This window comes from Bradyrhizobium sp. USDA3010 (genome assembly GCF_056429065.1).
Genome location: NZ_JBWJZD010000003.1, coordinates 94625 through 116923, shown reverse-complemented (window position 1 = coordinate 116923; position 22299 = coordinate 94625). Strand labels below are relative to the sequence as shown.

Sequence of the window (22299 nt, the reverse complement as noted above, 5' to 3'; positions counted from 1 at the left end):
TTCGTTCGTTTGAGCTGTTAATTCGGAACCGCACTGCGGCCGGCAACGCGGCGGGCGGGCCGCGGCGCGCGGCTCGGCTGCAACGTGGCCAGATTGCCGATGAACTGACGCGCACTGTTTTCCCAGGAACGCTCCAACGCAAAATTGCGGCAGTCGGCGCGCGACATGTTCAGCGCGCGCAGGCAGGCGCTGCGCAGATCGTTGTCGATCGCGCCGATCGGATGATCCGCGATGACGTCCTTCGGGCCGGTGACCGGGAACGCCGCGACCGGCGTGCCGCAGGCCAGCGCCTCGAGCTGCACGACGCCGAAGGTGTCGGTCAGGCTCGGGAACACGAAGACGTCGGCGGCGGCGAGGTGCGAGGTCAGATCCTGGCCCTTCTTCTCGCCGAGGAAAATCGCGTCGGGATATTTCTGTTGCAGCGCCGCCCGTTGCGGGCCGTCGCCGACCACGACCTTGGAGCCCGGCAGATCCAGCGACAGGAAGGCGTCGAGATTCTTCTCCACCGCGACGCGGCCCATGGTCATGAAGATCGGCCGCGGCAGGTCGAGCAGCGCCGGTTGGTCGGGATTGAAGATTTTGGTGTCGACGCCGCGGGTCCAGAAACCGAGCTTGCGGAAGCCGCGCTCGGCAAGCTCTGTGCGCAGCGAGTCGGTCGCGACCATCGTCATCGATCCCGCCGCGTGGAAGTGGCGCAGCACGGCATAGCCGACGCCGTCGGGAATTCCGGTGCGCACCGAAACATATTCCGGGAAGCGCGTTGTATAGGATGTGGTGAAGGCGAGCTTGTTGCGCTGGCAATAGCCGCGCACCGCCCAGCCGATCGGTCCTTCGGTCGCGATGTGGATCGCCTCGGGCGCGGCCTCCTCGATCCGGCGCGCGATCTCGCGGCGGTTCGGCAGCGCCATGCGCAGGCCCGGATAGGTCGGCACGCCGACCGAACGGAAGCCGTCGGGGGTGAGGAATTCGATCTCGGCGCCGAGGGTCGCTGCGCTGCGCGCAAGCGACGTCAGCGTCCGGACCACGCCGTTGACTTGCGGATGCCAGGCATCGGTCGCAACGAGTATGCGCATCGCAGGAGACCCAAATCGTTAATCTTGATTCTGCTCGCACGACGTTCTGACATGGATGTTTCAAACGTATGACGTCATCGAAATGTTAGGTTGTTTTTCACGGCGAACTGCCGGTTTTTCGTGTAACATGACAGCCAGATGTCAGAGCAGCAGAGTGAACATCCGGGCACCACGCGCCGCAGGCTCAAACGGCGAAACTCGTCGCTCCTGATCCTGGCGGCCGGCATCTTCGTGTTTGCCGTCGCCGCAGGCCTGCTGTTCTACGGGCTGCGTCCGGTGACGCTGAAGATCGCGGTCGGCCCGACCGGCAGTGACGACGTCAAGCTCATCCAGGCGTTCGCGCAGGCCTTCGCGCGTGACGGCAATTCGGTGCGGCTGAAGCCGGTCACGACACAGGGGGCCGCCGAAAGCATCGCGCTGTTCACCGCGAACAAGGTCGACCTCGCGGTCGTGCGCGGCGATCTCAGTCTGCCGGCGAGCGCCGAGGCGGTTGCGGTCCTGCGCAAGAATGTCGTCGTGCTGTGGGCACCGTCGGGCGGGAAAGGCAAGCCGCGGTCTGCGAAGATCAAGAGCATCGACGATCTCCCCGGCCACAAGGTCGGTGTCATCGGCAGCACCCCGGCCAACGTCACGCTGCTGCGCGTGATCCTGACCGAGTCCGGCATCAACCCCGACAAGGTTGCGATCAGCCAGTTCGCCGTCAACAAGGCCGCCGATCTCGCGCGCGATCCCTCGCTCGACGCCTACATGACCGTCGGGCCGCTCGACAGCAAGATCACGGCGGAGGCGATCGCGGCGACGGCGGCGGCGCGCGGCGAACCGAAATTCCTCCCCGTCGATGTCTCGGAAGCGATCGCGCAGAAGCATCCGCTCTATGAGTCCGAGGAGATCGCCGGCAGCATCTTCTCGTCTTCGCCGGCCCGGCCCGAGGACAAGATCGAGACCGTCGGCGTCAATCACCTCATCATCGCGCAACATGCGCTGCACGAGGCAACCGTCGGCGCACTCGATCGGCAGTTGTTCACGCAGCGGCTCCAGGTCGCGCGCGACGTGCCGGCGGCGGCCAAGATCGAGAAGCCGGACACCGACAAGGATGCCGCGCTGCCGGCGCATCAGGGCGCGGCCGCCTACATCGACGGCACGGAGCGCACCTTCCTCGAAAAATACTCCGACTACATCTGGGGCGGCATCCTGCTGGTCTCCGGCCTCGGCACGGCGGGCGCCTGGTTGCGCCACTACGTGAAGCGCGACGAGCGCGAGCGCTACATCACCCATCGCGACGGTCTGCTGACGCTGATCTCGCGGGTGCGCGGCGCCGAGACGCCGGAGGAGCTCGCGGCAATGCAGAGCGATGCCGACGCGCTGCTACGGGAGGCGCTCGATTGCTACGACGACGGCGCGATCGAGGACGGCGATCTCTCGGCGATCGGACTGACGCTCGAGCAATTCCATCACGCCGTCTCCGACCGCCGCGCGGTGATCAACGGCGACCGGCCGGGCCTGCCGCGGATACGCGCAAGCTAGCCTGCTCGGGCGCACCAATTGCACCGAGAGCAATGTTTGGATTGCGCCTGCATGCGTACGCCCCCATGCTGCGCCACACCATGATCGCATCCCTCATCGCCGACCTGCCCGCGCCGTTCGTGCTCGCGGTCGCACTGGCCGGCGTGTTCCTGATCTCCTTCATGAAGGGCGCGTTCGGCGGCGGCTTTGCCATCGTCGGCATCCCGCTGCTCTCGCTCGCGATGGACCCGATTGCGGCCGGCGCGCTGCTCGCGCCGTTGTTCATCGTCATGGACCTTACGGCGCTGCGTTTCTGGCGCCCGAGCACCTGGTCGCGCGTCGACCTCGCGATGCTGCTGCCGGCGCTCGTGGTCGGGATCGTTCTCGGCTATTTCGCGCTGCGCGACCTCGACCGGCATGCCGTCGAGATCGTGATGGGCCTGGTGACGCTGGCGTTCGCCGCGCTGTGGTTCATCGGCGGCGGCGAGATCAAGCCGCGGCCGCGCTCCACGATCAAGGCGACGCTCGCCGGGTTCTCTTCCGGCGTCACAACGATGGTTGCCCATTCGGGCGGACCACCGCTTGCGATGTACCTGCTGCCGCTCGGCATGTCGAAGGCGCTCTACGCCGGCACCACCAGCCTGTTCTTCACGGTCGGCAACCTCCTGAAGGCCGGTCCGTGGCTCGTGCTCGCCACGCCGTCGCGAAGCCTGTGGATGCTGATGGCGCTTTGCGTGCCGGCCGTGCCGGTCGGCGTCTGGGCCGGTTGGCGGCTGCACGAACGCCTCGACCAGCGGGCGCTGTACCGCGCCTGCTACGCCATTCTCGTCATCACCGCGGCCAAGCTGCTGTGGGACGGACTGGCCGGATACATCCGGCTCTGAGCGCAGGCGACGTTGTTGCTGCTCGTCAGGAAGATCGCTTGCTGCCGCTGACGCTGATGGCAAGCGGCCCGATCCCCTCAGGCATCTCGACCATATCCTCCGGCTCGAGCCGCCTGCGCGCCACGAACGAGAAATGGCGGCGCAGCTTCAGGACCGGCTTCTCGATCCAGTGCCAGGAGAACGCCGCGAACGCCGTGATCAGCACCAGCGCGACGGCGAACTGGACAATCAGCGACGCGTTCGGCAGCCACACCTTCACCACCTGCTGCATCGGAAAGCCGTACAGATAGATCCCGTAGGAATAGTCGCCCCTTGAAAACAGCGGCAGCCGCGGCAGCTTCGAGACACCGAGGAACACGGTGATATAGACCAGCGCCGGAGCAATGACGGCATTGAGGACGGGCTGGGTGATCCAGGCGGCCGGTCCGAGCAGTGCTGCTCCGAGGCAGAGCGCGCAGCAGACGGCGAGAATGCGCCCGTCATAGGGAATGCGGTCGCGGTAAAGGTAGATCGCGATCCCGAGCAGGCAGGCAACCGGCAGTTTCGCACCGCGCCCGAGGAACAGCGCCGTGCTGAAGACCTTGTCATACAGCGAGCCGGCGACGCCCGGAGGCAGTTGCGACGGCGTTGCGGCATGCCCGGTGATCTGCACGGCAAAGCCGATGCCGACCAGGACGACAACGCCGAGCACGATCAGCGCCGGCCTGCGCAGCAGCCCCAGGGTCATGATGACCGCCATCACCGCGTAGCAGCCGTATTCGAACGGCACGGTCCACAGCGAACTGTTGACCTCCGGTGCGGGATTGCCGGTGAAAACGCCCGGCAGGGTGTAGTTCACGAAGCCGACGACATTCGTGAAATATTTCCAGGTGCCGGCGCTGGTGAAATAGTCCCAGAGCGGCAGCGTGGTGAAGATCGGCCCGAGGATCAACGCCGACAGCACGATCTCGACCGCGAGCGCTGGAATGATCCGCATGCCGCGATTGATCAGGAATTCCTTCAGGCTGAGCCGCAGCCCGCTTGCGGCGATCAGGAATCCGCTCAATGCGAAGAACATCACGAGGATGGCAAATTGCGCAAACCAGAGGATCCCCGTCAAATCGGCGTCGCCGCGACCGGTGGCAACATAGGACGTATGTCCTGCGACGACGGAAATGGCGAGCGCAACACGGAGAAAATCGAACCCGGGACCAAAGCCCTTCTGCTGATCCAGCATGCTCCCGATCGAAGGCGCTGGCATGACTTCCACTCCATTCCAAACCACGCCTTCGGACAGCAAGCCTCGTGCCAGGATAGATGTCCTGATGCGGTACAACCTACCCGGCAACGCTCCCTTAACCGTGCGACGAAACACCGACGAAACAAATCCCTAACGGCACGAAACCATTTTGGCGATTTCGTGCAAACGTCCTGAAACGCCTCACCTGTACTGGTTTGACCCAACGACGCGCCGGAACTGGCGCGCAGGGCGCAAACAACAGGGGTCGACAATGTTCAATTCCATCAAGCTGAACGCACGTCTCGCTGCCGCCGCCTTCGGTGCGCTGGCGATCGGCACCGTCGCTTTCTCGGGCTTCGCCGCGGCCGCTCCGCTGCCGCTGTTTCCCTTCATCCTGACGCCGCCGACCGAGGCGGTGCAGCCGCCGGTGCAGTCGATGCCGCAGGCGCAGCAGGAAGACCGTTCCGTCGAATTGCCCGCCCGGCTGCGTCGCCAGGTCGTCGCCTATCCGACCCGCGAGGCCCCCGGCACCGTCATCATCGATACTCCGCACACCTACCTCTATCTCGTGCTCGGGAACGGCCAGGCCATGCGCTACGGCATCGGCGTCGGCCGTGACGGCTTCACCTGGTCAGGTACCCAGACCATCACCAAGAAGGCGGAGTGGCCGGATTGGACCCCGCCGCCGGAAATGATCGCCCGCCAGCCCTATCTGCCGCGCCACATGGCCGGCGGCCCCGGCAACCCGCTCGGCGCCCGCGCCATGTATCTCGGCGGCACCGTGTACCGCATCCATGGCACCAACGCGCCGGAGACGATCGGCACCCACGTCTCCTCGGGCTGCCTGCGCCTCACCAATGAGGACGTCACCGACCTCTATTCGCGGGTCAACGTCGGCACCAAGGTGATCGTGCTGCCGATGACCGACCGCCGCGCCGACCTCGGCTCGGCCGTCCGCTAGGCCCGACACATTCAGACATTGACGACCAGACATTGACGACGGCTCCGGCATCATGCCGGGGCCGTTGTCGCGTTCATCATCGTTAACGTCCGGGTCGTTAACGTCCAGATCGTTAACGTCCAAGTGATCTCGGGCGGTTGCCCCCGAAGCAGCCTGATCCCGCCACACTGGCGCCCTCGTCGGCGGGCCTGTACAACCCGTCAAGTTGATTTCATCCGGGGGAATGATGCGTCTACCGATGCATCCAAGAACAATCGCGCTCGGGCTCACGGTGGTGCTGGTCTCGTTCGCGATCAGCCTCAAGGCCATGGACTGGCTCGCGCCGAGCGTCACGGTGCAGACGCCGCCGCTCGTGCAGCTGCCACCGCTGCCGCAGGCGCCGCGCTCCTCGACGGTCGTGGCGCAGGTCTCGGTTGCGCTGTCGGCGATCCGCGATGCCGCCGAACGCGGTGCGCCGAAGACCTTCGGCGGCAAGGCCGACAATCCGGTCCAGCAAATCCTGCAAAATGCCGACATCGGCTGGACCGCCTCGCGCGGGCCGATCGCAGCCACCGGCGCGCAGGACGTGCTGACGCTGACGACCCCGATCAACGGCACGCTCAAGGTCACCGGCTCACTGTCCGCGAAGGCGACGGGTGCGGTCAGCGACGCGCTCGGCAGCCTGCTCGGCGGCAATGTCGCCAAGCAGATCGGCGCCGTGAACATCAAGAACATCAACGCCAATGCCGACATCAAGGGCAGCGTCACGCTGACCGCGCGGCCGAAGCTCGGCGCGTCCTGGCGGATCGAGCCGAACCTGCAGGCGCAGGTCAATCTCGGCGACACCAGCCTGTCGGCCGCCGGCGTCCGCATCAGCGTGCCGGCCCAGGTCAAGCCTGTCATCGACAAGGCGGTCGCCGACCAGATTTCCGTGGTCGAGGCGCGGTTGCAGAACAATCCGGTGTTCCAGAACGCCGCCCGCACGCAATGGGTCAAGGCCTGCCGCTCGATCCCGCTGCAGGGCACCGGCGGCACCGCGTCGATGCCGCCGATGTGGCTCGAGCTGCGGCCGACCCGCGCGATCGCGGCGCAGCCGAAGGTCGATGCGTCCTCGCTGATCCTGACCATGGGGATCGAGGCCGAGACGCGGATCACGGAGACGCAGACCACGCCGAACTGCCCGTTCCCCCACAAGCTCTCGATCGTGCCGCCGATGCCGAGCCAGGTCTCGGTCGGCCTGCCGGTCGACATGTCCTTCACCACGCTGACGCAGCTCGTCGAGGCGCAGTTGAAGGGCAAGACGTTCCCCGAGGACGGCTCCGGCCCGGTCGACGTGACCGTCAAGAGTGCGAGCATCGCCGCCTCCGGCGACCGGCTTTTGATCTCGCTGCTGGTGCACGCCAAGGAGAAGAAGAGCTTCTTCGGCTTCGGCGCCGAGGCGACCGTGCACATCTGGGGCCGGCCACGGCTCGACCAGGCGGCGCAGACGTTGCGGCTCGCCGACGTCGAGCTGGCGGTCGAGTCCGAAGCCGCGTTCGGCCTGCTCGGCGCCGCCGCGCGCGCGGCGATCCCGCATATGCAGCAGGCGCTCGCCGACCGGCTGGTCGTTGACCTGAAGCCATTCGCGACCAACGCGCAGCGGAAGATCACCGCGGCCATCGCCGACCTGCAGAAGAACGAGGAAGGCATCCGCGTCGACGCCGACGTCAACAGCATCCGCCTCGCCGGCATCGCGTTCGATTCGAAGACGCTCCGGGTGATCGTGGAGACCGACGGCACCATCAAGGCCGCCGTCACCGCGCTGCCGGCGCTGTAGGGCGCTGCTCGAGCGGATCGCTCTTATACCTCGCCCCGCTTGCGGGGAGAGGGAGAAGATTCGGTCCGCCGCATGCCCAAAAAGTCGTCTTTGCGACAGGTTGCCGCACCGGATAGAAGGTGCCTCGTGGAAGCAACCTCGAACGAAAAGTCAGGGAGAGAAACACGATGAAATCGCTCTTGGCCGCGGCAGCGGCCGGCCTCGCGCTTGCGGTCTCCGGCACCGCGGCGAACGCCCAGATCTCCGACGACGTCGTCAAGCTCGGCGTGCTCACCGACATGTCGAGCCTCTATGCGGACGCCACCGGCAAGGGCTCGGTCGCCGCGGTCGAGATGGCGGTCGCAGATTACGGCGGCAAGGTGAAGGGCAAGCCGATCCAGGTCGTCGTGGCCGATCATCAAAACAAGCCCGACGTCGGCGTCAGCATCGCGCGCAACTGGTACGACAACGACAAGGTCGATGCGGTTCTCGACGTGCCGACCTCGTCGGTCGCGCTGCCGATCTCGGCGCTGACGCGCGAGAAGAACAAGATCCACATCAACTCCGGCGGCGGCTCCTCCGATATCACCGGCACCGCCTGCTCGCCCAACACCGTGCACTGGACCTACGACACCTACGCGCTGTCGAACGTCGCCGGTAAGGCGATGGTCAAGCGCGGCGAGGACACCTGGTTCTTCGTCACCGCCGACTACGCCTTCGGCATGGCGCTGGAGCGCGACGCCGCCAACGTCGTCAAGGAGACCGGCGGCAAGGTCTTGGGCGACGTGCGCCATCCCCTCAACTCGTCGGACTTCTCATCCTTCCTGCTGCAGGCGCAGGCTTCCAAGGCCAAGGTCGTGGCGCTGGCGAATGCCGGCGGCGACACCACCACCGCGCTGAAGCAGGCCGCCGAGTTCGGCCTCGCCCAGGGCGGCCAGAAGTTGATCGCGCTGCTGATGGAAATCACCGACACCCATGCGCTGGGCCTGAAGGCGACACAGGGCCTGATCGTCACCGACGCCTTCTACTGGGACATGAACGACGAGACCCGTGCCTTCTCGAAGCGCTTCAACGAGAAGGTCGGCCACATGCCGACCATGATCCAGGCCGGCCTCTACTCGGCGACGATGCATTACCTGAAGGCGATCGAAGCCATCGGCACCGACGAGGCGCCGAAGGTGATGGAGCAGATGCGCAAGACGCCGGTCAACGACTTCTTCGCCAAGAACGGCCATATCCGGATCGACGGCCGGATGGTGCACGACATGTATCTGTTCGAAACCAAGAAGCCCGAGGAATCCAAGGGCGAGTGGGATCTCTACAAGCTGATCGCCACCGTGCCCGGCGACGAAGCGTTCCGCCCGCTCGACAAGGGCGGCTGCCCGCTGGTGAAGTCGAACTGACGAGCACGCTGCGGCGGGCCGGATGTGCGTGATGACGGCCAACAAGAAATGCGCCCGGCCGGCACCGGGCGCATTTTTCCTTCCGCGTTTCTTTCCGCGGCAGGTCCCGGTAATCGCCCGCGTCAGCCGGCGCTATTCGCCATTCGCGCGCGGGATCATCCAGGTCGAATACGTCTGCCAGACGCCGTCGCCCTGATTGCGTTGATAGGCGATGAAATCGGCATGGTCGCCGTGCACGAACTCATAGCGATAGTACCTTGAGAGGTCGTCGATCTGCTTGGACATGGAACGTCTCCGTCATAAGGGGAAGCTACTGTATTTCGACGTAGTCGAGCCGCACCGGCGATCAATAGAATGATCGTTATCATTCAATCACAGTCGCGAGAGTTGGCCTGATCCGGCTTGAGGATGCGGGTCGATCGACGCACATCCTCGTTGCTGGGCCTCAGCGCCTGGCACGATGCGAAATGTGCCGCGGCACATGAACGACGCCGATGCCGCTCTCCTGCGCCTGCAGCGCCTGCAGCACCGCGGGCGGCAGCAGCACCAGCCTGGCCGCCGGCGTCGGCGCGCCGTTGTTGAGCACGTCGCGGTACGGATACAGCGCCTGATAAGCGGCCGGCTCGGAGATCGCGGCCTGGGCCGAGGCCGCCGTCGCCGTGATGGCCGACAGTGCTGCCGCCATCGCGATGGCTCTGAACGTCGTGGTTCTGAACGTCCTGGCGACGTGGGAAATCCTGGTCGTCATGGTAACGCTCCCGCGATTTACATCGCATACGATTAATTCGCTCGCGCCTGATAAAGGCATGGCACGACTGGGCTTCAAGTATCCCGATTTAATCGGATGCGATTTATTCGGACGCGTGGCTTCAAATATCCGTGTGAACCGGGTGATCTTGCGCGGCTTGCAGGACAGGTCTGATCGCGCGGCACGGCTGCAGCGTCGGCCACGCGCGCAAGTGCTTCAGCCGCGTTCCTTGGGCATCGTCCCGAACACCGTCTCGTCAACGAGGCGCCAATACGCCTCGACGACCTTCGGGTCGGCGGAGGACAGTCCGCCGGTCACCTGCATTTCCGGCCCGAACTCGGAAAGCGTCGCGGTCAGGCTGACCATCATGTAGTGAAACAGCATGGGGTCGACAGCGGGGAGCAAACCCTGCTTCTGAACCGCGATGATCTGCGGCAGCAAGCGCTCCAGCAGCGGAGCCAGGATCGCTTCCGCCACCCATTTCAGCCGCGGATTGTTTGTCAGCGTCTCCTGCCGCATGAAGCGGTGAAATTCAGGGAATGCGACCGTGTACCGGAACAGTGTCGTGTATTCCTGACGGAGCCGCTGCAGCGGTGACAAATCGGATGTTTCGGGCGCAGAAATATCCCAACCGGCGCGAATCTGGGCGAAGGCGTGCTCCGCTGCCGCCCGCCACAGGATGTCCTTGCTGCGATAATGATAGGTGATCAGCGGATGCTGCAGGCCGAGCCGATCGGCGATGGCACGAATGCTTGCGGCTTCGAACCCGCGTTCAGCGAATTCGGCGATGGCTGCATCGAGGATCGAGGCTCGGGTCTCGATCGAACGTTGTTGTTCGGCTCGCTGCCGCGGGCGGCCGCGACGCGCAGCCGCCGGGCTCGCTTTCTTCGTCATGGGGCCTTGGCCTAACATGGTTTCCGGCCCGACGTCACCCGACGTGTCCTCGAGCCCATCGCCAGCAGCCGTGCCGTCCATGGCGCGCAGTCGGTCTATTTGCCTTCGAACACCAGCGGCGGCGGCTCGATGTCCTTGTCGAAGGCCGCGGCCGTGTTGACAAAGCCGCGCTGGGCGTCGGGGCCGTCGTAGAGCTCCATCGCGACATCGAGCATCACGAGATCCGCGGCGGCGACGCCGCCGCTTGACCACGCCTTGAGCAGGGTGCGCGTCGCAGCATATGACCTGGTCGGCCCCGTCGCGAGCTGCCCCGCCAATGCAGTCGCCGTCGCCGTCAACGCACTTTCGGGCACCACATGGGTGGCAATTCCGAGCGTGCCCGCTTCAGCTCCGGAGATCGGCTCGCCGAGCATCGCAAATCGCGATGCACGCGCCCGCCCGGCGCGCTCGGCGATGCGCTGCAACGCGCCGGCGATCGGCAGCATCGCCGTCGTGACCTCGACACAACGGAGGGTCGCGTTATCGGCTGCAACGAGGAAATCGCACGCCAATGCGAGCTCGAAGCCGCCGCCGAAGGCTATCCCCTGCACCACCGCGACCGTCGGGATCTTCAGCATCTCGATGGCGCGATAGGCGATGTTCACGTCGGCAACGAACGTCCTGAACCAGTTGACGTCCTTGCCCGGCCATTCCCGCACCTCGCCACCGAAGCTGAAATGCGGTCCTTCGGCGCGTACCACCAGCACACGAATGTCGCTTTGACTCGCCTCACGCACCGTCGCGCGCAGGTTCTCCGCGAAACGTGCGTCGAGGCGGTTGAATGGCGGATTGGCGAGGACAATGTTGCCGACGGCGCCATCTCTTTCAAATCGAATCGTCTTCATGGTCACGCTTCCTTCTATGAGATGTCAGGCCGGACGCCGGTCAGCGGACGAGGGAATGATCGGCAGCAGCAGATGCGACGGCCGCTCCGCATCGCGATAGATCTTGTGGGTGACGGTCTTGCTGCTGCAGACGTGGTACGGGATGTACTCGACGTTGGTCATGGCTCCCGTGCCGGTCGGGACATCCATCGACGTGATATCGAGACAGATGCGATGGCCCGCCTTGAACTGGTTCGCGGTGGCGAGGATCTGGATCTGGTATTCGACCACGTCTCCCGGCGTCACAGGCGCGATCGCATCCTGTGTCAATCTGTGGAATGGCTCCCAGGGTTTCGAGCGCTGCGCATCGAGCGCGCGATAGGACGCCTTCAACCAACCCCGCGTCAGCTCGCGCTCCGGCAATGTCGACGGAACGTCGCGCTCACCCTCGCGCGCGGTGCGCACCGACACGTCGGGCCCGACGTCCTTGAGCACGATGATCCAGTTGGTGTCGTCCTGGTCGATCGCGGCGTACAGCGTCAGCGTGATCGGGCCGGCGACGGTGACGTCGTGCGGCAAGGGCTCCGTCATGTAGCGCAGCCGCTCGACCTTGGTCGTCCGCGTCACCGGCATTTGCGTGAAGACATCGGGCTCGCGCGCCGAAGCGCCGACCTCCGCGGCCGGTCGCGGCGGCTCGGTCGACAGTGTCTCCCAATGCGAGAGATAGTATTTGGTCCACTGCGTTTCCGGTAGCGGCCAATTCATGCCGGTCCGCCACTCGTTGGCGCCCATCAGCCAATAGCGCACCGGCGGCTCGTCCATGATGCCGGTGCCGTGCCCCTTCAGCCAGTGATCGTACCAGCGGATGATTTCATCGTGGTGCTGATGGAACGGCCGCTCGAGATGCGCCGGCCCGGTGAACAGCAGCTTCTTCGGCGCATCGACGTTCTGGAAATAGTGCTGCGCACCGAGCCAATGCAGCTTGTAGGTATACGCATATGCACCCGAGCCCGTGTAGAACGGAATCTTGATCTTCTTGAAGACCTCCTCCGCACGCTCGACGGTGCCGTCGAGCTCCCAGGGATGCGTCATCATGAGATACATGATGAAGGTGCGTTGTCCCTTCTGGGTCAGGATGTTGTAGAGGTTGATGTACTGCTTGAAGTCCGGGTTACGCATGGCGCGGCGCCAGAGTTCTTCCTCGGCGGGCGGCAGCTCGGCCGGGCGGTCGCGCGATTCATGGACGGTGCTGAAAACGTCGAGCAGATAGGGAAAGCTGTGCAGCACGCCGCCGGGATTGAAGTCGCGGAATCCGAACATGCCGCCGTAGGCGCTGCACGCGTCATAGGGGAAGATGGCCTTCAGCGCGGGATGCCCCTGCGCGGCCGCGCGCCATTGCTCGCCGGCAAATCCCGAGATTCCGACCATCCCGACCTTGCCGTCGGACCATGGTTGCTGCGTGATCCATTCGATCAGGTCGTAATGGTCGGTGTCCTCGTGGCCGTAATGCCCTTCCGACTTGGCTGAACCGCGCGGCTGCGCGATCACGTGGACGTAGCCATTGGCGATGAAGCGACGCGTATCGCCCGCCTCGATCGGACCGAACCATAACGGCGCGTGAGCCGGCTGCGGCGGCAAGACGTCCGCGATGTCGGGGCCCTGGATGTCCTTGTTGTGCAGCGCCGAGGCGTACAGCACGGGGTATCGGCCGGCTGCGTCCGGACGGTAGACGTCGACCGCAAGGCGGGTCCCGTCCCTCATGGCGACGCTGATGTCGCGTTCCTCGATCATCGTTTCATCCCGGTGTTCGCGACCATTTTCGGTCGATGGCCCGTGGCGATGGAGGCACCCTGCCCGGCCGGTCGAGCACACCATGGCATAAAACTTTACTATCGTAAAGTATAATTCCCATACCCGGAACGCGACGGAACGGCTCGATGTTCCTCTGCAGTTCCAAAATCTCGGGATGATCGTGGTGGCGGGCGCGCTGGAGAGTTCGATGCGCCCGCTATCTCCATCTGAGATGGACGCCATCCCGTGCGCCACGCGCCCGCGTCGGCGGCACCGGACACGGTTGCTCCGGTCAAATTCGAGCCGGATCGGACAGGCTGGCGAGGTTGGCAGGATTTAACATCCACGCCATAGTGAATGACTATCCTGGTCGTGAGCCAATGTGGGGTCAGCTATGGACGTGTCACCTTCTGGTAACGAGAGCCGAAGCACGTCGGAGCCACCACAAGCAGCGCGCCAGGACAATGCGCACGCAGCAACGCGCATGCCGGCCATCATCGTCGGCGTCGTTGCCGCGATCATCGTTGCGCTGTCGATCTATTATCTGCTGCGACCCGAGCCGCTGCTCGTGCAGGGCGAGGTCGATGCGACGCGGCTCGATATCGCCGCGCGCGTCGACGGACGGGTCAAGGACATCCCGGTCGAGCGCGGCCAGAACGTGGCGGCGGGCGCCGTCCTGGTGCGCATCGACAACCCGGAAACGCTTGCAAAGCAAGACCAGATGCGCGCCGCCAAGGCCGTTGCGGATGCGCAGCTCGCCAATGTCATGGTTGGAACGCGGGTGGAAACCATTGCCGCGCGGAAGGCGGAAATGGAGCGCGCGGAGGCCGCGCAGGTGCTGGCGCAGAAGACCTTTGATCGCGCCAAGACACTGACCGAGCAAGGCAACGCGCCGCAGGCCCGTCTCGACCAGACCACCGATGCGCTGCACGAAGCCGAGCGCGGGCTCGATCAGGCGAAATCAGCCCATGAGCAGGCGGTCAACGGCTACACCAAGGAAGAACGCGCGATCGCGAAGGCCAATGTCGAGAAGGCCGAAGCCGACATTCAGAGCGTCCAGTCGGTGATCGATCAGCTCGCGGTCTACGCGCCGGTCGCAGCGCAAGTCTATCAGCGCAACGTCGAGCCGGGCGAGTTCGTCTCGCCGGGCGTGCCGCTGGTGACGCTGATCAATCTCGGCGATCTCTGGATCCATTTCGATCTGCGCGAGGATCTCGTCAAGGGCCTGAAGGTCGGCGACAAGTTCGACGTCCGCATTCCGGCGCTCGACGACCGTCATGTCACGGTCGAGGTCAAGCTGATCGCCACCAAGGGAGAATATGCGAGCTGGCGGGCGACCCGCGCCACCGGCGATTTCGACTTGCGGACATTCTCGATCCGCGCCTACCCGGTGCAGCCGGTGCCCGAGTTGCGGCCCGGAATGAGCGCCTATCTCGACTGGCGGTCACGCCAATGAGGCTGGCCTCAAAGCCCGGATTCTGGCGGGTCGCACAGCGCGAATGCCGGTGGCTGTTGCGCGACCGCGTGGCATTGCTGCTGATCCTCGGCGTGCCGCTGTTCGCCTTCGTGGTGCTCACGGCCGTGTTCAGCCAACCGGTGATCCGCGGCCTTGGCGTCACGATCGTCGACACCGACAAGTCGGATACTTCGCGCGCGCTGACGCAGCAGGTCGCGGCCTCGCCGAGTCTCAGGATCGTCGACGATTCCGGCTCGCTGTCGTCAGCCGTACAGGACATCCGGTCCGGCAAGGCGATTTCGGCGATCTTCATCCCGCCGAATTTCGAACGCGACCTGAAGGCGGATCGCCGTCCGCAAGTCGTCGGCTTCTACAACCAGCAATTCCTGACCGCGGCCGGCATCGCGTCGTCGGGCCTGAACGATGTGCTGTCCGCCGCCGCGAGCGCGGCCGCTCCCGCCAACCGCGCCGCCCCCGCCCCGGCATCGATGGGAACGCTCTCCGCGGAGACCATCGCGCTGGTCAATCCGCAGAAGAACTACGCGCAATTCCTGCTGCGTGCGCTGCTGCCGACGATCATCCACGTCGTGATCACGCTCGCCGCGGGCTATTCGGTCGGCTCCGAATTCCGCCGCCGCAACGCGCGCGAGTGGCTCGAAAGCGCCGGTGGCGATCCGATCGCCGCACTCGCCGGCAAGCTCGCGCCGCTGTTCGTGATCTTCATCCTGATCATGCTGGCCCAGCCGCTGATCCTCGAGGGCGTGCTGCAGATTCCCTTCAAGGGCGACGTGCTGCTGATGATCGCCGCGGGCTTGCTTCTGATCATCGCCTATTTGTCGCTCGGCGCCCTGTTGCAGCTCTTAGTGGGCGACCTCGCGACCGGACTCGGCCTTGCCGGCCTGATCGCCTCCCCTGCCTTTGGCTACGCGGGCGTCGGCTTTCCCACCATCGGCATGAATACGTTTGCGCAGGTCTGGAGCGCGATCCTGCCGCTGCGCTGGTACATGGCGGTGTTGATGGGACAGGCGGCGCGCGGATTGCCGGCCTCGGAATCGGCAATTCCCTTCGCGGCGCTCGCGGGCCTCACGCTGCTGTTTGCCGCGCTCGCCTTGCTGCGCATGGCGAGCTTGACGCGCCGGGGCTGGTTTACAACGGCGCGGCCGGCCGAACCGCCGGTCAGCGAGCCGGCGCCATCGGGCGTCGGCGGCGCCTTCGCGGCGGAGTGGCGGCGCGTGCTCGGAACGCGCAGCGCCTTCAGCCTGCTGTTCCTCGCGCCGCTGGTCTACGGCATCTATTATCCGCAGCCTTATCTGAACCAGATCCTGCGCAAGCTGCCGATCGCGGTCGTCGACAATGATCTCAGCGATCTCTCACGCCAGATCGTCGAGACGCTCGATGCCAGCGGCACATTGAGCGTCACGGTTCGCGCCCGCACCCTTGCGGAGGCAAGCACCGCGATCGACCGCGGCTACGCATTTGCCGCCGTGCAGATCCCGCCCGGCACCGAACGCGATGTGCTCAAGGGCCTCACCGCGCACATCCCGGTCTACGCCGACGCCACCTACCTGTTCATCTTCCGATCGACCGCAGGCGCCGTCGCCACCGCGATCGGCACGCTGACATCCGACCTGGTGTCGCGGGGCGCCCGCGCAGACGGAGGTCTGGTCAAAGCGAAGCTCGCGAGCCTCAGCCCGGCCAACGTCCTGCTGCAACCGATCTTCAACCCGGTCGGCGGCTATGCGAGTTACATCGTGCCGGCGGCGTTCATCCTGATCCTGCAACAGACGCTGCTGATCGGCGCGGCGATGCTGACCGGCGCGGCGCTGGCGAATTCCCGCAACACGGTCGCGGGCGTGTTCGGGCGCGGCGTGGCCCATCTGACCATCTACCTGCCGGCGCTCGCGCTCTATCTGATCGTGCTGCCTCGGATCTATGGTTTCTCGACGCTCGGGCATTTGCCGCAGATCTTCGCGCTGGCGACCGTCTTCCTGCTGGCGACGAGCTTCATGGGACAGGCGATCGGCGCCTGGTTCACGCGACCGGAGAACGCCACCATTTTGCTGCTGGCGACCAGCCTGCCGCAGTTCTTCACCGCCGGCTTCGCATGGCCGCGCGAGGCCATCCCTCCTGCGGCGACGGCACTCGGCCGGCTGTTCCCGGCCGACTCGGCGATCGACGGCCTCGTGCGCATCAACCAGCTCGGCGCCAGCATCTGGGAGGTCTCGCATGACTGGATCAGGTTGTGGTGCCTGGCCCTGGGCTATTTCGTGCTGGCCGTGATCTCCGCGCTGGTGTTCAAGAGAGGACAGCAACATGCCCAACGCTAGGCGCATCGCCATTGTCGCGATCCCGCTTGCGCTCGTCGCGGGTGCGCTGATCTACGCCGAGGGCCGCGCGACGCCGGCCCCTGCAATCGTCGGCGTGGTCCGCTCGACCGAGGTCAGGATCGAGCCGGAAGTGAACGGCCAGCTGGTGTCGATCGCGGTCGAGAAAGGCGCGCAGGTGCACGCGGGCGACGTCCTAGCGCGGCTCTCCGCCGTCGAGTTGAGCGCACAGGCGGACCAGGCGCGGGCCGCGCATGCCGCCGCGGTGGCGAGCCGCAACAACGTCTATGCCGGCGTCCGCCGCGAACAGATCGACTCGCTGAAAGCCGCGATCTCCAAGGCCAATTCGCGGCTCGACTATGTGCAGACCCAGCTCAAGCGGATCACCACGCTGGCGAGCCAGAGCTTTGAAACCCAGCAGGCGCTCGACCAGGCCGAGAACGACGTTGCCGCAGGGCGCGCCGGCGTGGCGGCGGCACAGGCGAACTACGATGCCGCCGTCGCAGGGCCGACCAAGGAGGAGCGCGCCATCGCCGACGCACAGGTGCAGGCGGCCGCGGCCGCCGTCGCGGTGCTCGAGCGCCGTCTCGACAAGATGGTGCTGCGCGCGCCGGTCGACGGCGTGGTCAGCGTGATCGCCGCGGAAGTGGGCGAGAACGTTCGTGCGGGCCAGCCGATCCTGATGATCGCGGCTGCCGGCAAGCAATGGCTGTCGTTCAACGTGCGCGAGGACCATCTCGACGGTCTTGCGATGGGCAAGACGGTGAGCGTGATACCGAACGTTTCCGGCGCCGCCGCCAAGGCCGCCATCACCGAATTGCGGCCGCTTGGGGTGTTCGCCACCTGGCAGGCCGAGCGCGTGATCGGCGATCACGACCGCAACACGCTGCGTCTGCGTCTCGACCCCGCAGGCGCCGCGGAAGGTCTCGAACCCGGCATGAGCGTCCGGATCGCACGTTGACAACGCGCCGCGATCGAACTCGCAATGAGGTGCGTGCTGTCGCCCTCCGGCGCATCGCGGAAGCTTGTGTCGGCCCGCCTCGCCGAACAGTCATCGGACTGTCAGAAGATTGCGACAAGAAGACAACGGCGTCAGCCTGATCGGCTCGGCCTTTATGGCATCGCCCCGATGCCACGCAAAAGATGGAGATTTGGCCGTGAGGCAGATTCGTTCGCGACGGAAGGTGCATGTTGGCGCGATGCTGCTCGGTGCGGCGGCTTTGGCGGTCCTGCTGCCGTCGATGGCTTCAGCGCAAACCGCCTCGGCGCCGGCCGGCGCCAAGCCGTTCCTGACCGTCGACGGCAAGCAGCCGCTCGTGATCGGGCATCGTGGCGTGCCGGGCCTGGTGCCCGAGGAGACCGAGGCATCGTATGAGCTGGCCGCCGACCTCGGCACCGACGCGCTCGAAGAGGACCTGCATCTGACCAAGGATTGCGTGCTGGTGGCACGCCACAATCCATGGCTGGGCGACAACACCAATGTCGCCGAAGTGGCGAAGACCAATGCGGACGTCGCGAAACGCAAGCGCACCGCGCCGGGCGTTGCCGTCAAGGTGAAATGGGCGCAAACGCCGACCAGCGGGCCGGCCGAATATCCCACCGACCTGATCGATCCGGCCGATCCCAAATCGGTGCTGAAGGCGCTGATCGTCGACGGCGACGATCACACCAATGATTGGTCGATCACCGACTTCACCATGGACGAGCTGAAGAGCTGGATCGCCGGCACCACCTATGATGCGGCCAACGAACGGCCGAAACTGTTCAACGGCAAGTTTCCGATCATCAGCTTCCAGGACATCATCGACATCGCCAAGGCCAAGAGCAAGGCGACGGGACGTCCGATCGCGGTCTATCCGGAAACCAAGAATCCGACCTGGAACAATGCCCAGGCGATCGCCAATGGCTGCGGCGCGCCCGGCAGCCACCCGCTCGAGGACGCCCTGATCAAGATCATCAGGGATAACGGCCTCAACGCGAAGGACGCGCCGATCATCGTTCAGAGCTTCGAGCCCGGCAGCCTGAAATATATGCGCAGCCACGGGCTGGAGACGCGGCAGGTCCAGCTGATCGACGGCAACGGCGTCGACTTCAAGACCGGCAAGGTGCTGCTCAACAACATCGCCAATTCCCGTCCGTACGACTGGACGGTCGCGGGTGACGGCCGCACCTTCGATGCGATGCTGACGCCCGAGGGCCTCGCGGAGATCAAGACCTATGCCGACGGCATCGGTCCGTGGAAGGCCTATATCGTCCCCTACAAGATCTCACCGTGGAAGGACAACAACGCCGACGGCACGCCCTACAAGGGATCGACGGCGGATGCCTCGACGCAGGAGGCAACCAGCGTCATTGCCGACGCGCACAAGCTCGGCCTGTTCGTGCATGTCTTCACGTTCCGCAACGAGAAGAAATATCTGGCTGCCGACTATCGCGGCGACCCTGGCCTGGAATATCTGAAGTTCTTCCGCCTCGGCGTGGATGGGGTGTTCACCGATTTCACGCACACCGGCGTGCCGCCCGCGCGGCCTATCTGCGTGAACTCGGCTGGTGACGGCGCCCCCCGGATTCTACATCGCACACGACTAACTCGCTCGCACGTCGCGCTTTTCGGAGCTTCGAATCGGCGTCCAACGGCAAACGCCGTCGGGGCGGTGACGTGCGGGCACCGTGTCTTGCGCGATCAACTGCGCCGGAGCCCGAGGCATCTCCTTTTCAGATGGAGCCATCTCAACAAACTATTTTTCCTGATCCGCGCTGACGGGTAAGGCCTCTCGTCCATCCTGGTCCAGCGCGCTGCTCGCCGCTGAAGGAACGCGCGAACGGTCCGGGCGGCGAACGAGAGGCCATGCGCCGATCAAACGACGACATGGGAGCGAGAATGTCCGACGCGGTTGCTGACAGGGCGATCAGGAAGGCCTTCGTTCGGCTGATGCCGGTGTTGTTCGTTTCCTACATTCTTGCCTACATCGATCGGGTCAATGTCGGATTTGCCGCGCTGAGGATGAACGCGGATATCGGCATCTCGCCCTATGTCTACGGGCTTGGTGCAGGCGTCTTTTTCCTCGGCTATTTTATCTGCGAGATCCCGAGCAACCTCGTGATGGCAAAGGTCGGCGCTCGGCGCTGGATCTCGCGCATCATGATTTCCTGGGGCTTGATCGCAGTGGCGATGGCGCGCGTGCAGGGACCAGTCAGCTTCATCGTGGCGCGCTTTCTGCTGGGCGCCGCCGAAGCCGGTTTCTTTCCCGGCGTGATCCTGTATCTGACCTACTGGTTTCCGCAGCAGTACCGGGCGCGCATGATCGCCGCATTCATCGTGGCGGTGCCGGTTTCGCTCGCGCTCGGCGGGCCGATCTCGACGGCAATCCTCCAGATGGATGGATGGGCCGGCCTGAAGGGGTGGCAATGGCTGTTCATCCTCGAAGGGTTGCCGACGACGCTGACCGGCATCGTCTTCCTGAAGGTGATGCCCGACCGGCCGGGCGAAGCCCAATGGCTCAGCACCGAGGAGCGCACCCAGCTGCAGAATGCGATCGACGATGAGGAGCGCGCGATTGCGATCCACGGCTTGAGCGTACTGCGGTCGCTGGCGGATGCACGCGTGCTGGCGCTCGCATTCATCTGGTTCGCGAATACGACGGCCAATCTCGGTCTCGCATTCTTCCTGCCTCAGATCCTCAAAGGCCTGGGTTTAACCGACATGCAGACGGGGATCATGACCTCGGTCCCCTACATCTTCGGAACACTCGGCATCCTCGCATTCGGCTTCATCTCCGATCGCTACGGTGAACGCCGGTGGACGCTTTGCGCAGCGCTCGCACTCACGGCGTTCGGACTGACGGCCGCCGGCATGATGTCCGGATCGCTGCTCGCAGTGGCCGTCATGGCGGTTGCCGCGATCGGCATCTACGGCGCCAAGCCGCCATTCTGGCCTCTGCCATCAACCTTCCTCTCCGGCAACGCAGCGGCTGCCGGCATCGCGCTGATCAACGCGATCGGAAATCTCGGCGGATTCGTCGGGCCCTATGTGATCGGCTGGATCAGGGAAACCACGCACAGCTACGAGGCTGGCCTCTACTTTCTCGCAGCGCTCACCTTCGTTGCGGCGGTGCTGGCGCCGATCATCGTGAGCAGCCGCTTCATCGGCACAGCGACTGCGCCGGCTGCATTGAAGAGGGCCTGAGTGTCACGCATGCGCATCGCTAGGAAGGAGCAGCAACAATGACCATCAACATCGCGCGCATCGAGGCGTTCCTGTTTCGTGCTGAAGTGAGCGAGCCCGTCAAGACGTCCTTCGGCAGCATTCCGCGGCGTAGCGTTCTGCTTCTTCGTGTCGAGGATTCCGACGGCGCGTATGGGTGGGGAGAGATATGGTGCAACTTTCCGCCCTATAGTGCCGACAACAAGATGCGGCTGCTCGAAACCGTCATCTGTCCGGCGGCGCTGACCGGAACGTATCTCGATCCTGGAGACGCCTGGCACACCTTGACTGGGCGCACCCATCGCTGGGCGCTGCAGGGTGCGGAGCCCGGTCCGTTCGCGGCATGCCTTGGCGGGCTCGACCTTGCGCTCTGGGATCTCGTCGCACGGCGCGCCGGAAAATCGCTGCGCGTCATGCTCAGCGGGGCTGCGGCGCGCGACGCGGTGCCTGCCTATGCCAGCGGCCTCAATCCGGACACGGCGCCAGAGACGGTAGCGCGCTGCCGTGAGGCAGGATTTCGCGCCTTCAAAGTCAAGGTCGCGTTCGGTACCGCGACCGACACGGCCGTGGTCTCGCGCATCACAGGCGACTTGCAATCGGGCGAACGCCTGATGGTGGATGCGAACCAGGGTTGGGATCTCGTCGAAGCCCGCCGCGCCGTACCGCGACTCGGCGCTTTTGGTCTTGGCTGGATCGAGGAGCCGCTTACGGCCGACCGGCCCGCCGCCGAATGGGCGGAGCTTGCGATGCTGTCTCCCGTCCCCTTGGCGGGCGGCGAGAACGTCATGGGATATGATGCGTTCATGACATTGATTGCCAATGGCCATCACGGCGTGGTTCAGCCCGACATGTTGAAATGGGGCGGTGTCACTGGTGCCTATGCAGTCGGCCGACGCGCCGTCCAGACAGGGCGGTCCTATTGCCCGCATTGGCTCGGTAGCGGCGTCGGTCTGATCGCCGCGGCCCAGGTGCTCGCGGCAGTCGGAGGCCCGGGGTTGCTCGAGCACGACGTCATGGAAAACCCATTGCGCGAAGCGCTCGCGCAGCCCTTCCCTCGCGTCCAGCAAGGGATATTCCCGCTGCCGGACGGACCGGGCCTGGGAGCGGAGCCTAATCTCAAGGCGGCCGCCGACTGGCTGGTTACGCGAGCCGAATATCGAGCGGCGCAACCATAGGGGCAGCCTCTGTTACAAAGCAAACGC

At 65.1% G+C, this 22299-nt stretch carries 18 protein-coding genes; 11 read left to right on the top strand and 7 right to left on the bottom strand.

What is annotated here, in order from left to right:
* Positions 1-17: 17 nt before the first annotated feature.
* Positions 18-1073: a glycosyltransferase family 4 protein gene (locus AC066Y_RS06065; protein ID WP_478273079.1), complete on the bottom strand. Its 1056-nt coding sequence runs from the start codon at positions 1071-1073 to the stop codon at positions 18-20.
* A gap of 138 nt (positions 1074-1211) precedes the next feature.
* Here AC066Y_RS06065 and AC066Y_RS06060 point away from each other — a divergent pair, with 138 nt between their 5' ends.
* Both AC066Y_RS06060 and AC066Y_RS06055 read left to right on the top strand, forming a co-directional pair.
* On the top strand, positions 1212-2597 hold the full coding sequence (locus AC066Y_RS06060; RefSeq protein ID WP_478273078.1) for a TAXI family TRAP transporter solute-binding subunit: 1386 nt from the start codon (positions 1212-1214) through the stop codon (positions 2595-2597).
* A gap of 80 nt (positions 2598-2677) precedes the next feature.
* The gene (locus tag AC066Y_RS06055; RefSeq protein ID WP_478273077.1) at positions 2678-3460 is read left to right on the top strand and encodes a sulfite exporter TauE/SafE family protein; all 783 of its coding nucleotides are present in this window, start codon (positions 2678-2680) and stop codon (positions 3458-3460) included.
* A gap of 25 nt (positions 3461-3485) precedes the next feature.
* Here the strand turns inward: AC066Y_RS06055 and AC066Y_RS06050 are convergent, their stop codons facing one another.
* A complete protein-coding gene (locus AC066Y_RS06050) occupies positions 3486-4700 on the bottom strand; it encodes an acyltransferase family protein (protein WP_478273076.1) in 1215 nt (404 codons plus the stop codon).
* A 250-nt stretch (positions 4701-4950) separates the two neighbouring features.
* Between AC066Y_RS06050 and AC066Y_RS06045 the strand changes: the two genes are divergently transcribed.
* The 3 genes from AC066Y_RS06045 (at position 4951) to AC066Y_RS06035 (ending at position 8817) form a co-directional block, all read left to right on the top strand.
* On the top strand, positions 4951-5640 hold the full coding sequence (locus AC066Y_RS06045; protein WP_478273075.1) for a L,D-transpeptidase: 690 nt from the start codon (positions 4951-4953) through the stop codon (positions 5638-5640).
* A 226-nt stretch (positions 5641-5866) separates the two neighbouring features.
* Complete coding sequence (locus tag AC066Y_RS06040; RefSeq protein WP_478273074.1) at positions 5867-7435, top strand: DUF4403 family protein; 1569 nt, start codon at positions 5867-5869, stop codon at positions 7433-7435.
* A 167-nt stretch (positions 7436-7602) separates the two neighbouring features.
* Positions 7603-8817 (top strand): ABC transporter substrate-binding protein, encoded by a 1215-nt coding sequence (locus AC066Y_RS06035; RefSeq protein ID WP_478273073.1) that lies wholly within the window; start codon positions 7603-7605, stop codon positions 8815-8817.
* A gap of 132 nt (positions 8818-8949) precedes the next feature.
* Here AC066Y_RS06035 and AC066Y_RS06030 read toward each other — a convergent pair whose 3' ends face one another.
* The 5 genes from AC066Y_RS06030 to AC066Y_RS06010 all read right to left on the bottom strand — a co-directional run bounded on the left by AC066Y_RS06030 (position 8950) and on the right by AC066Y_RS06010 (position 13113).
* Positions 8950-9102 (bottom strand): hypothetical protein, encoded by a 153-nt coding sequence (locus AC066Y_RS06030; RefSeq protein ID WP_478273072.1) that lies wholly within the window; start codon positions 9100-9102, stop codon positions 8950-8952.
* A gap of 160 nt (positions 9103-9262) precedes the next feature.
* A complete protein-coding gene (locus AC066Y_RS06025; protein WP_478273071.1) occupies positions 9263-9565 on the bottom strand; it encodes a hypothetical protein in 303 nt (100 codons plus the stop codon).
* 216 nt (positions 9566-9781) lie between these two features.
* Positions 9782-10540 (bottom strand): TetR/AcrR family transcriptional regulator, encoded by a 759-nt coding sequence (locus AC066Y_RS06020; RefSeq protein WP_478273070.1) that lies wholly within the window; start codon positions 10538-10540, stop codon positions 9782-9784.
* A gap of 14 nt (positions 10541-10554) precedes the next feature.
* Positions 10555-11343 (bottom strand): enoyl-CoA hydratase/isomerase family protein, encoded by a 789-nt coding sequence (locus tag AC066Y_RS06015; protein WP_478273069.1) that lies wholly within the window; start codon positions 11341-11343, stop codon positions 10555-10557.
* Between the two features lie 24 nt (positions 11344-11367).
* Positions 11368-13113, bottom strand: a complete 1746-nt coding sequence (locus AC066Y_RS06010) for a CocE/NonD family hydrolase (RefSeq protein ID WP_478273068.1) — start codon at positions 13111-13113, stop codon at positions 11368-11370.
* A 484-nt stretch (positions 13114-13597) separates the two neighbouring features.
* Here AC066Y_RS06010 and AC066Y_RS06005 point away from each other — a divergent pair, with 484 nt between their 5' ends.
* The 6 genes from AC066Y_RS06005 to AC066Y_RS05980 all read left to right on the top strand — a co-directional run bounded on the left by AC066Y_RS06005 (position 13598) and on the right by AC066Y_RS05980 (position 22272).
* Positions 13598-14569, top strand: a complete 972-nt coding sequence (locus AC066Y_RS06005) for an HlyD family secretion protein (RefSeq protein WP_478273067.1) — start codon at positions 13598-13600, stop codon at positions 14567-14569.
* Positions 14566-16896, top strand: coding sequence for an ABC transporter permease (locus AC066Y_RS06000; RefSeq protein ID WP_478273066.1), 2331 nt, complete (start codon positions 14566-14568; stop codon positions 16894-16896). The genes AC066Y_RS06005 and AC066Y_RS06000 overlap by 4 nt, the downstream gene beginning before the upstream one ends.
* Positions 16883-17854, top strand: a complete 972-nt coding sequence (locus AC066Y_RS05995) for an HlyD family secretion protein (protein ID WP_478273065.1) — start codon at positions 16883-16885, stop codon at positions 17852-17854. The genes AC066Y_RS06000 and AC066Y_RS05995 overlap by 14 nt, the downstream gene beginning before the upstream one ends.
* Before the next feature lie 196 nt (positions 17855-18050).
* On the top strand, positions 18051-19661 hold the full coding sequence (locus tag AC066Y_RS05990) for a glycerophosphodiester phosphodiesterase family protein (RefSeq protein WP_478273064.1): 1611 nt from the start codon (positions 18051-18053) through the stop codon (positions 19659-19661).
* A gap of 113 nt (positions 19662-19774) precedes the next feature.
* Positions 19775-21079: an MFS transporter gene (locus AC066Y_RS05985; protein WP_478273063.1), complete on the top strand. Its 1305-nt coding sequence runs from the start codon at positions 19775-19777 to the stop codon at positions 21077-21079.
* A 38-nt stretch (positions 21080-21117) separates the two neighbouring features.
* The gene (locus tag AC066Y_RS05980; protein WP_478273062.1) at positions 21118-22272 is read left to right on the top strand and encodes a mandelate racemase/muconate lactonizing enzyme family protein; all 1155 of its coding nucleotides are present in this window, start codon (positions 21118-21120) and stop codon (positions 22270-22272) included.
* Positions 22273-22299 lie beyond the last annotated feature (27 nt).

What these genes read in the sequence shown, in the direction of transcription:
- AC066Y_RS06005 (WP_478273067.1), top strand. Translation starts at nt 13,598, where the DNA reads ATGCCGGCCATCATCGTCGGCGTCGTTGCCGCGATCATCGTTGCGCTG.
- AC066Y_RS06050 (WP_478273076.1), bottom strand. Translation starts at nt 4,700, where the DNA reads ATGCCAGCGCCTTCGATCGGGAGCATGCTGGATCAGCAGAAGGGCTTT.
- AC066Y_RS06040 (WP_478273074.1), top strand. Translation starts at nt 5,867, where the DNA reads ATGCGTCTACCGATGCATCCAAGAACAATCGCGCTCGGGCTCACGGTG.
- AC066Y_RS06055 (WP_478273077.1), top strand. Translation starts at nt 2,678, where the DNA reads ATGATCGCATCCCTCATCGCCGACCTGCCCGCGCCGTTCGTGCTCGCG.
- AC066Y_RS06000 (WP_478273066.1), top strand. Translation starts at nt 14,566, where the DNA reads ATGAGGCTGGCCTCAAAGCCCGGATTCTGGCGGGTCGCACAGCGCGAA.
- AC066Y_RS06015 (WP_478273069.1), bottom strand. Translation starts at nt 11,343, where the DNA reads ATGAAGACGATTCGATTTGAAAGAGATGGCGCCGTCGGCAACATTGTC.
- AC066Y_RS06010 (WP_478273068.1), bottom strand. Translation starts at nt 13,113, where the DNA reads ATGATCGAGGAACGCGACATCAGCGTCGCCATGAGGGACGGGACCCGC.
- AC066Y_RS06020 (WP_478273070.1), bottom strand. Translation starts at nt 10,540, where the DNA reads ATGGACGGCACGGCTGCTGGCGATGGGCTCGAGGACACGTCGGGTGAC.
- AC066Y_RS06030 (WP_478273072.1), bottom strand. Translation starts at nt 9,102, where the DNA reads ATGTCCAAGCAGATCGACGACCTCTCAAGGTACTATCGCTATGAGTTC.
- AC066Y_RS06025 (WP_478273071.1), bottom strand. Translation starts at nt 9,565, where the DNA reads ATGACGACCAGGATTTCCCACGTCGCCAGGACGTTCAGAACCACGACG.
- AC066Y_RS05985 (WP_478273063.1), top strand. Translation starts at nt 19,775, where the DNA reads ATGTCCGACGCGGTTGCTGACAGGGCGATCAGGAAGGCCTTCGTTCGG.
- AC066Y_RS05980 (WP_478273062.1), top strand. Translation starts at nt 21,118, where the DNA reads ATGACCATCAACATCGCGCGCATCGAGGCGTTCCTGTTTCGTGCTGAA.
- AC066Y_RS06065 (WP_478273079.1), bottom strand. Translation starts at nt 1,073, where the DNA reads ATGCGCATACTCGTTGCGACCGATGCCTGGCATCCGCAAGTCAACGGC.
- AC066Y_RS06060 (WP_478273078.1), top strand. Translation starts at nt 1,212, where the DNA reads ATGTCAGAGCAGCAGAGTGAACATCCGGGCACCACGCGCCGCAGGCTC.
- AC066Y_RS06045 (WP_478273075.1), top strand. Translation starts at nt 4,951, where the DNA reads ATGTTCAATTCCATCAAGCTGAACGCACGTCTCGCTGCCGCCGCCTTC.
- AC066Y_RS05995 (WP_478273065.1), top strand. Translation starts at nt 16,883, where the DNA reads ATGCCCAACGCTAGGCGCATCGCCATTGTCGCGATCCCGCTTGCGCTC.
- AC066Y_RS06035 (WP_478273073.1), top strand. Translation starts at nt 7,603, where the DNA reads ATGAAATCGCTCTTGGCCGCGGCAGCGGCCGGCCTCGCGCTTGCGGTC.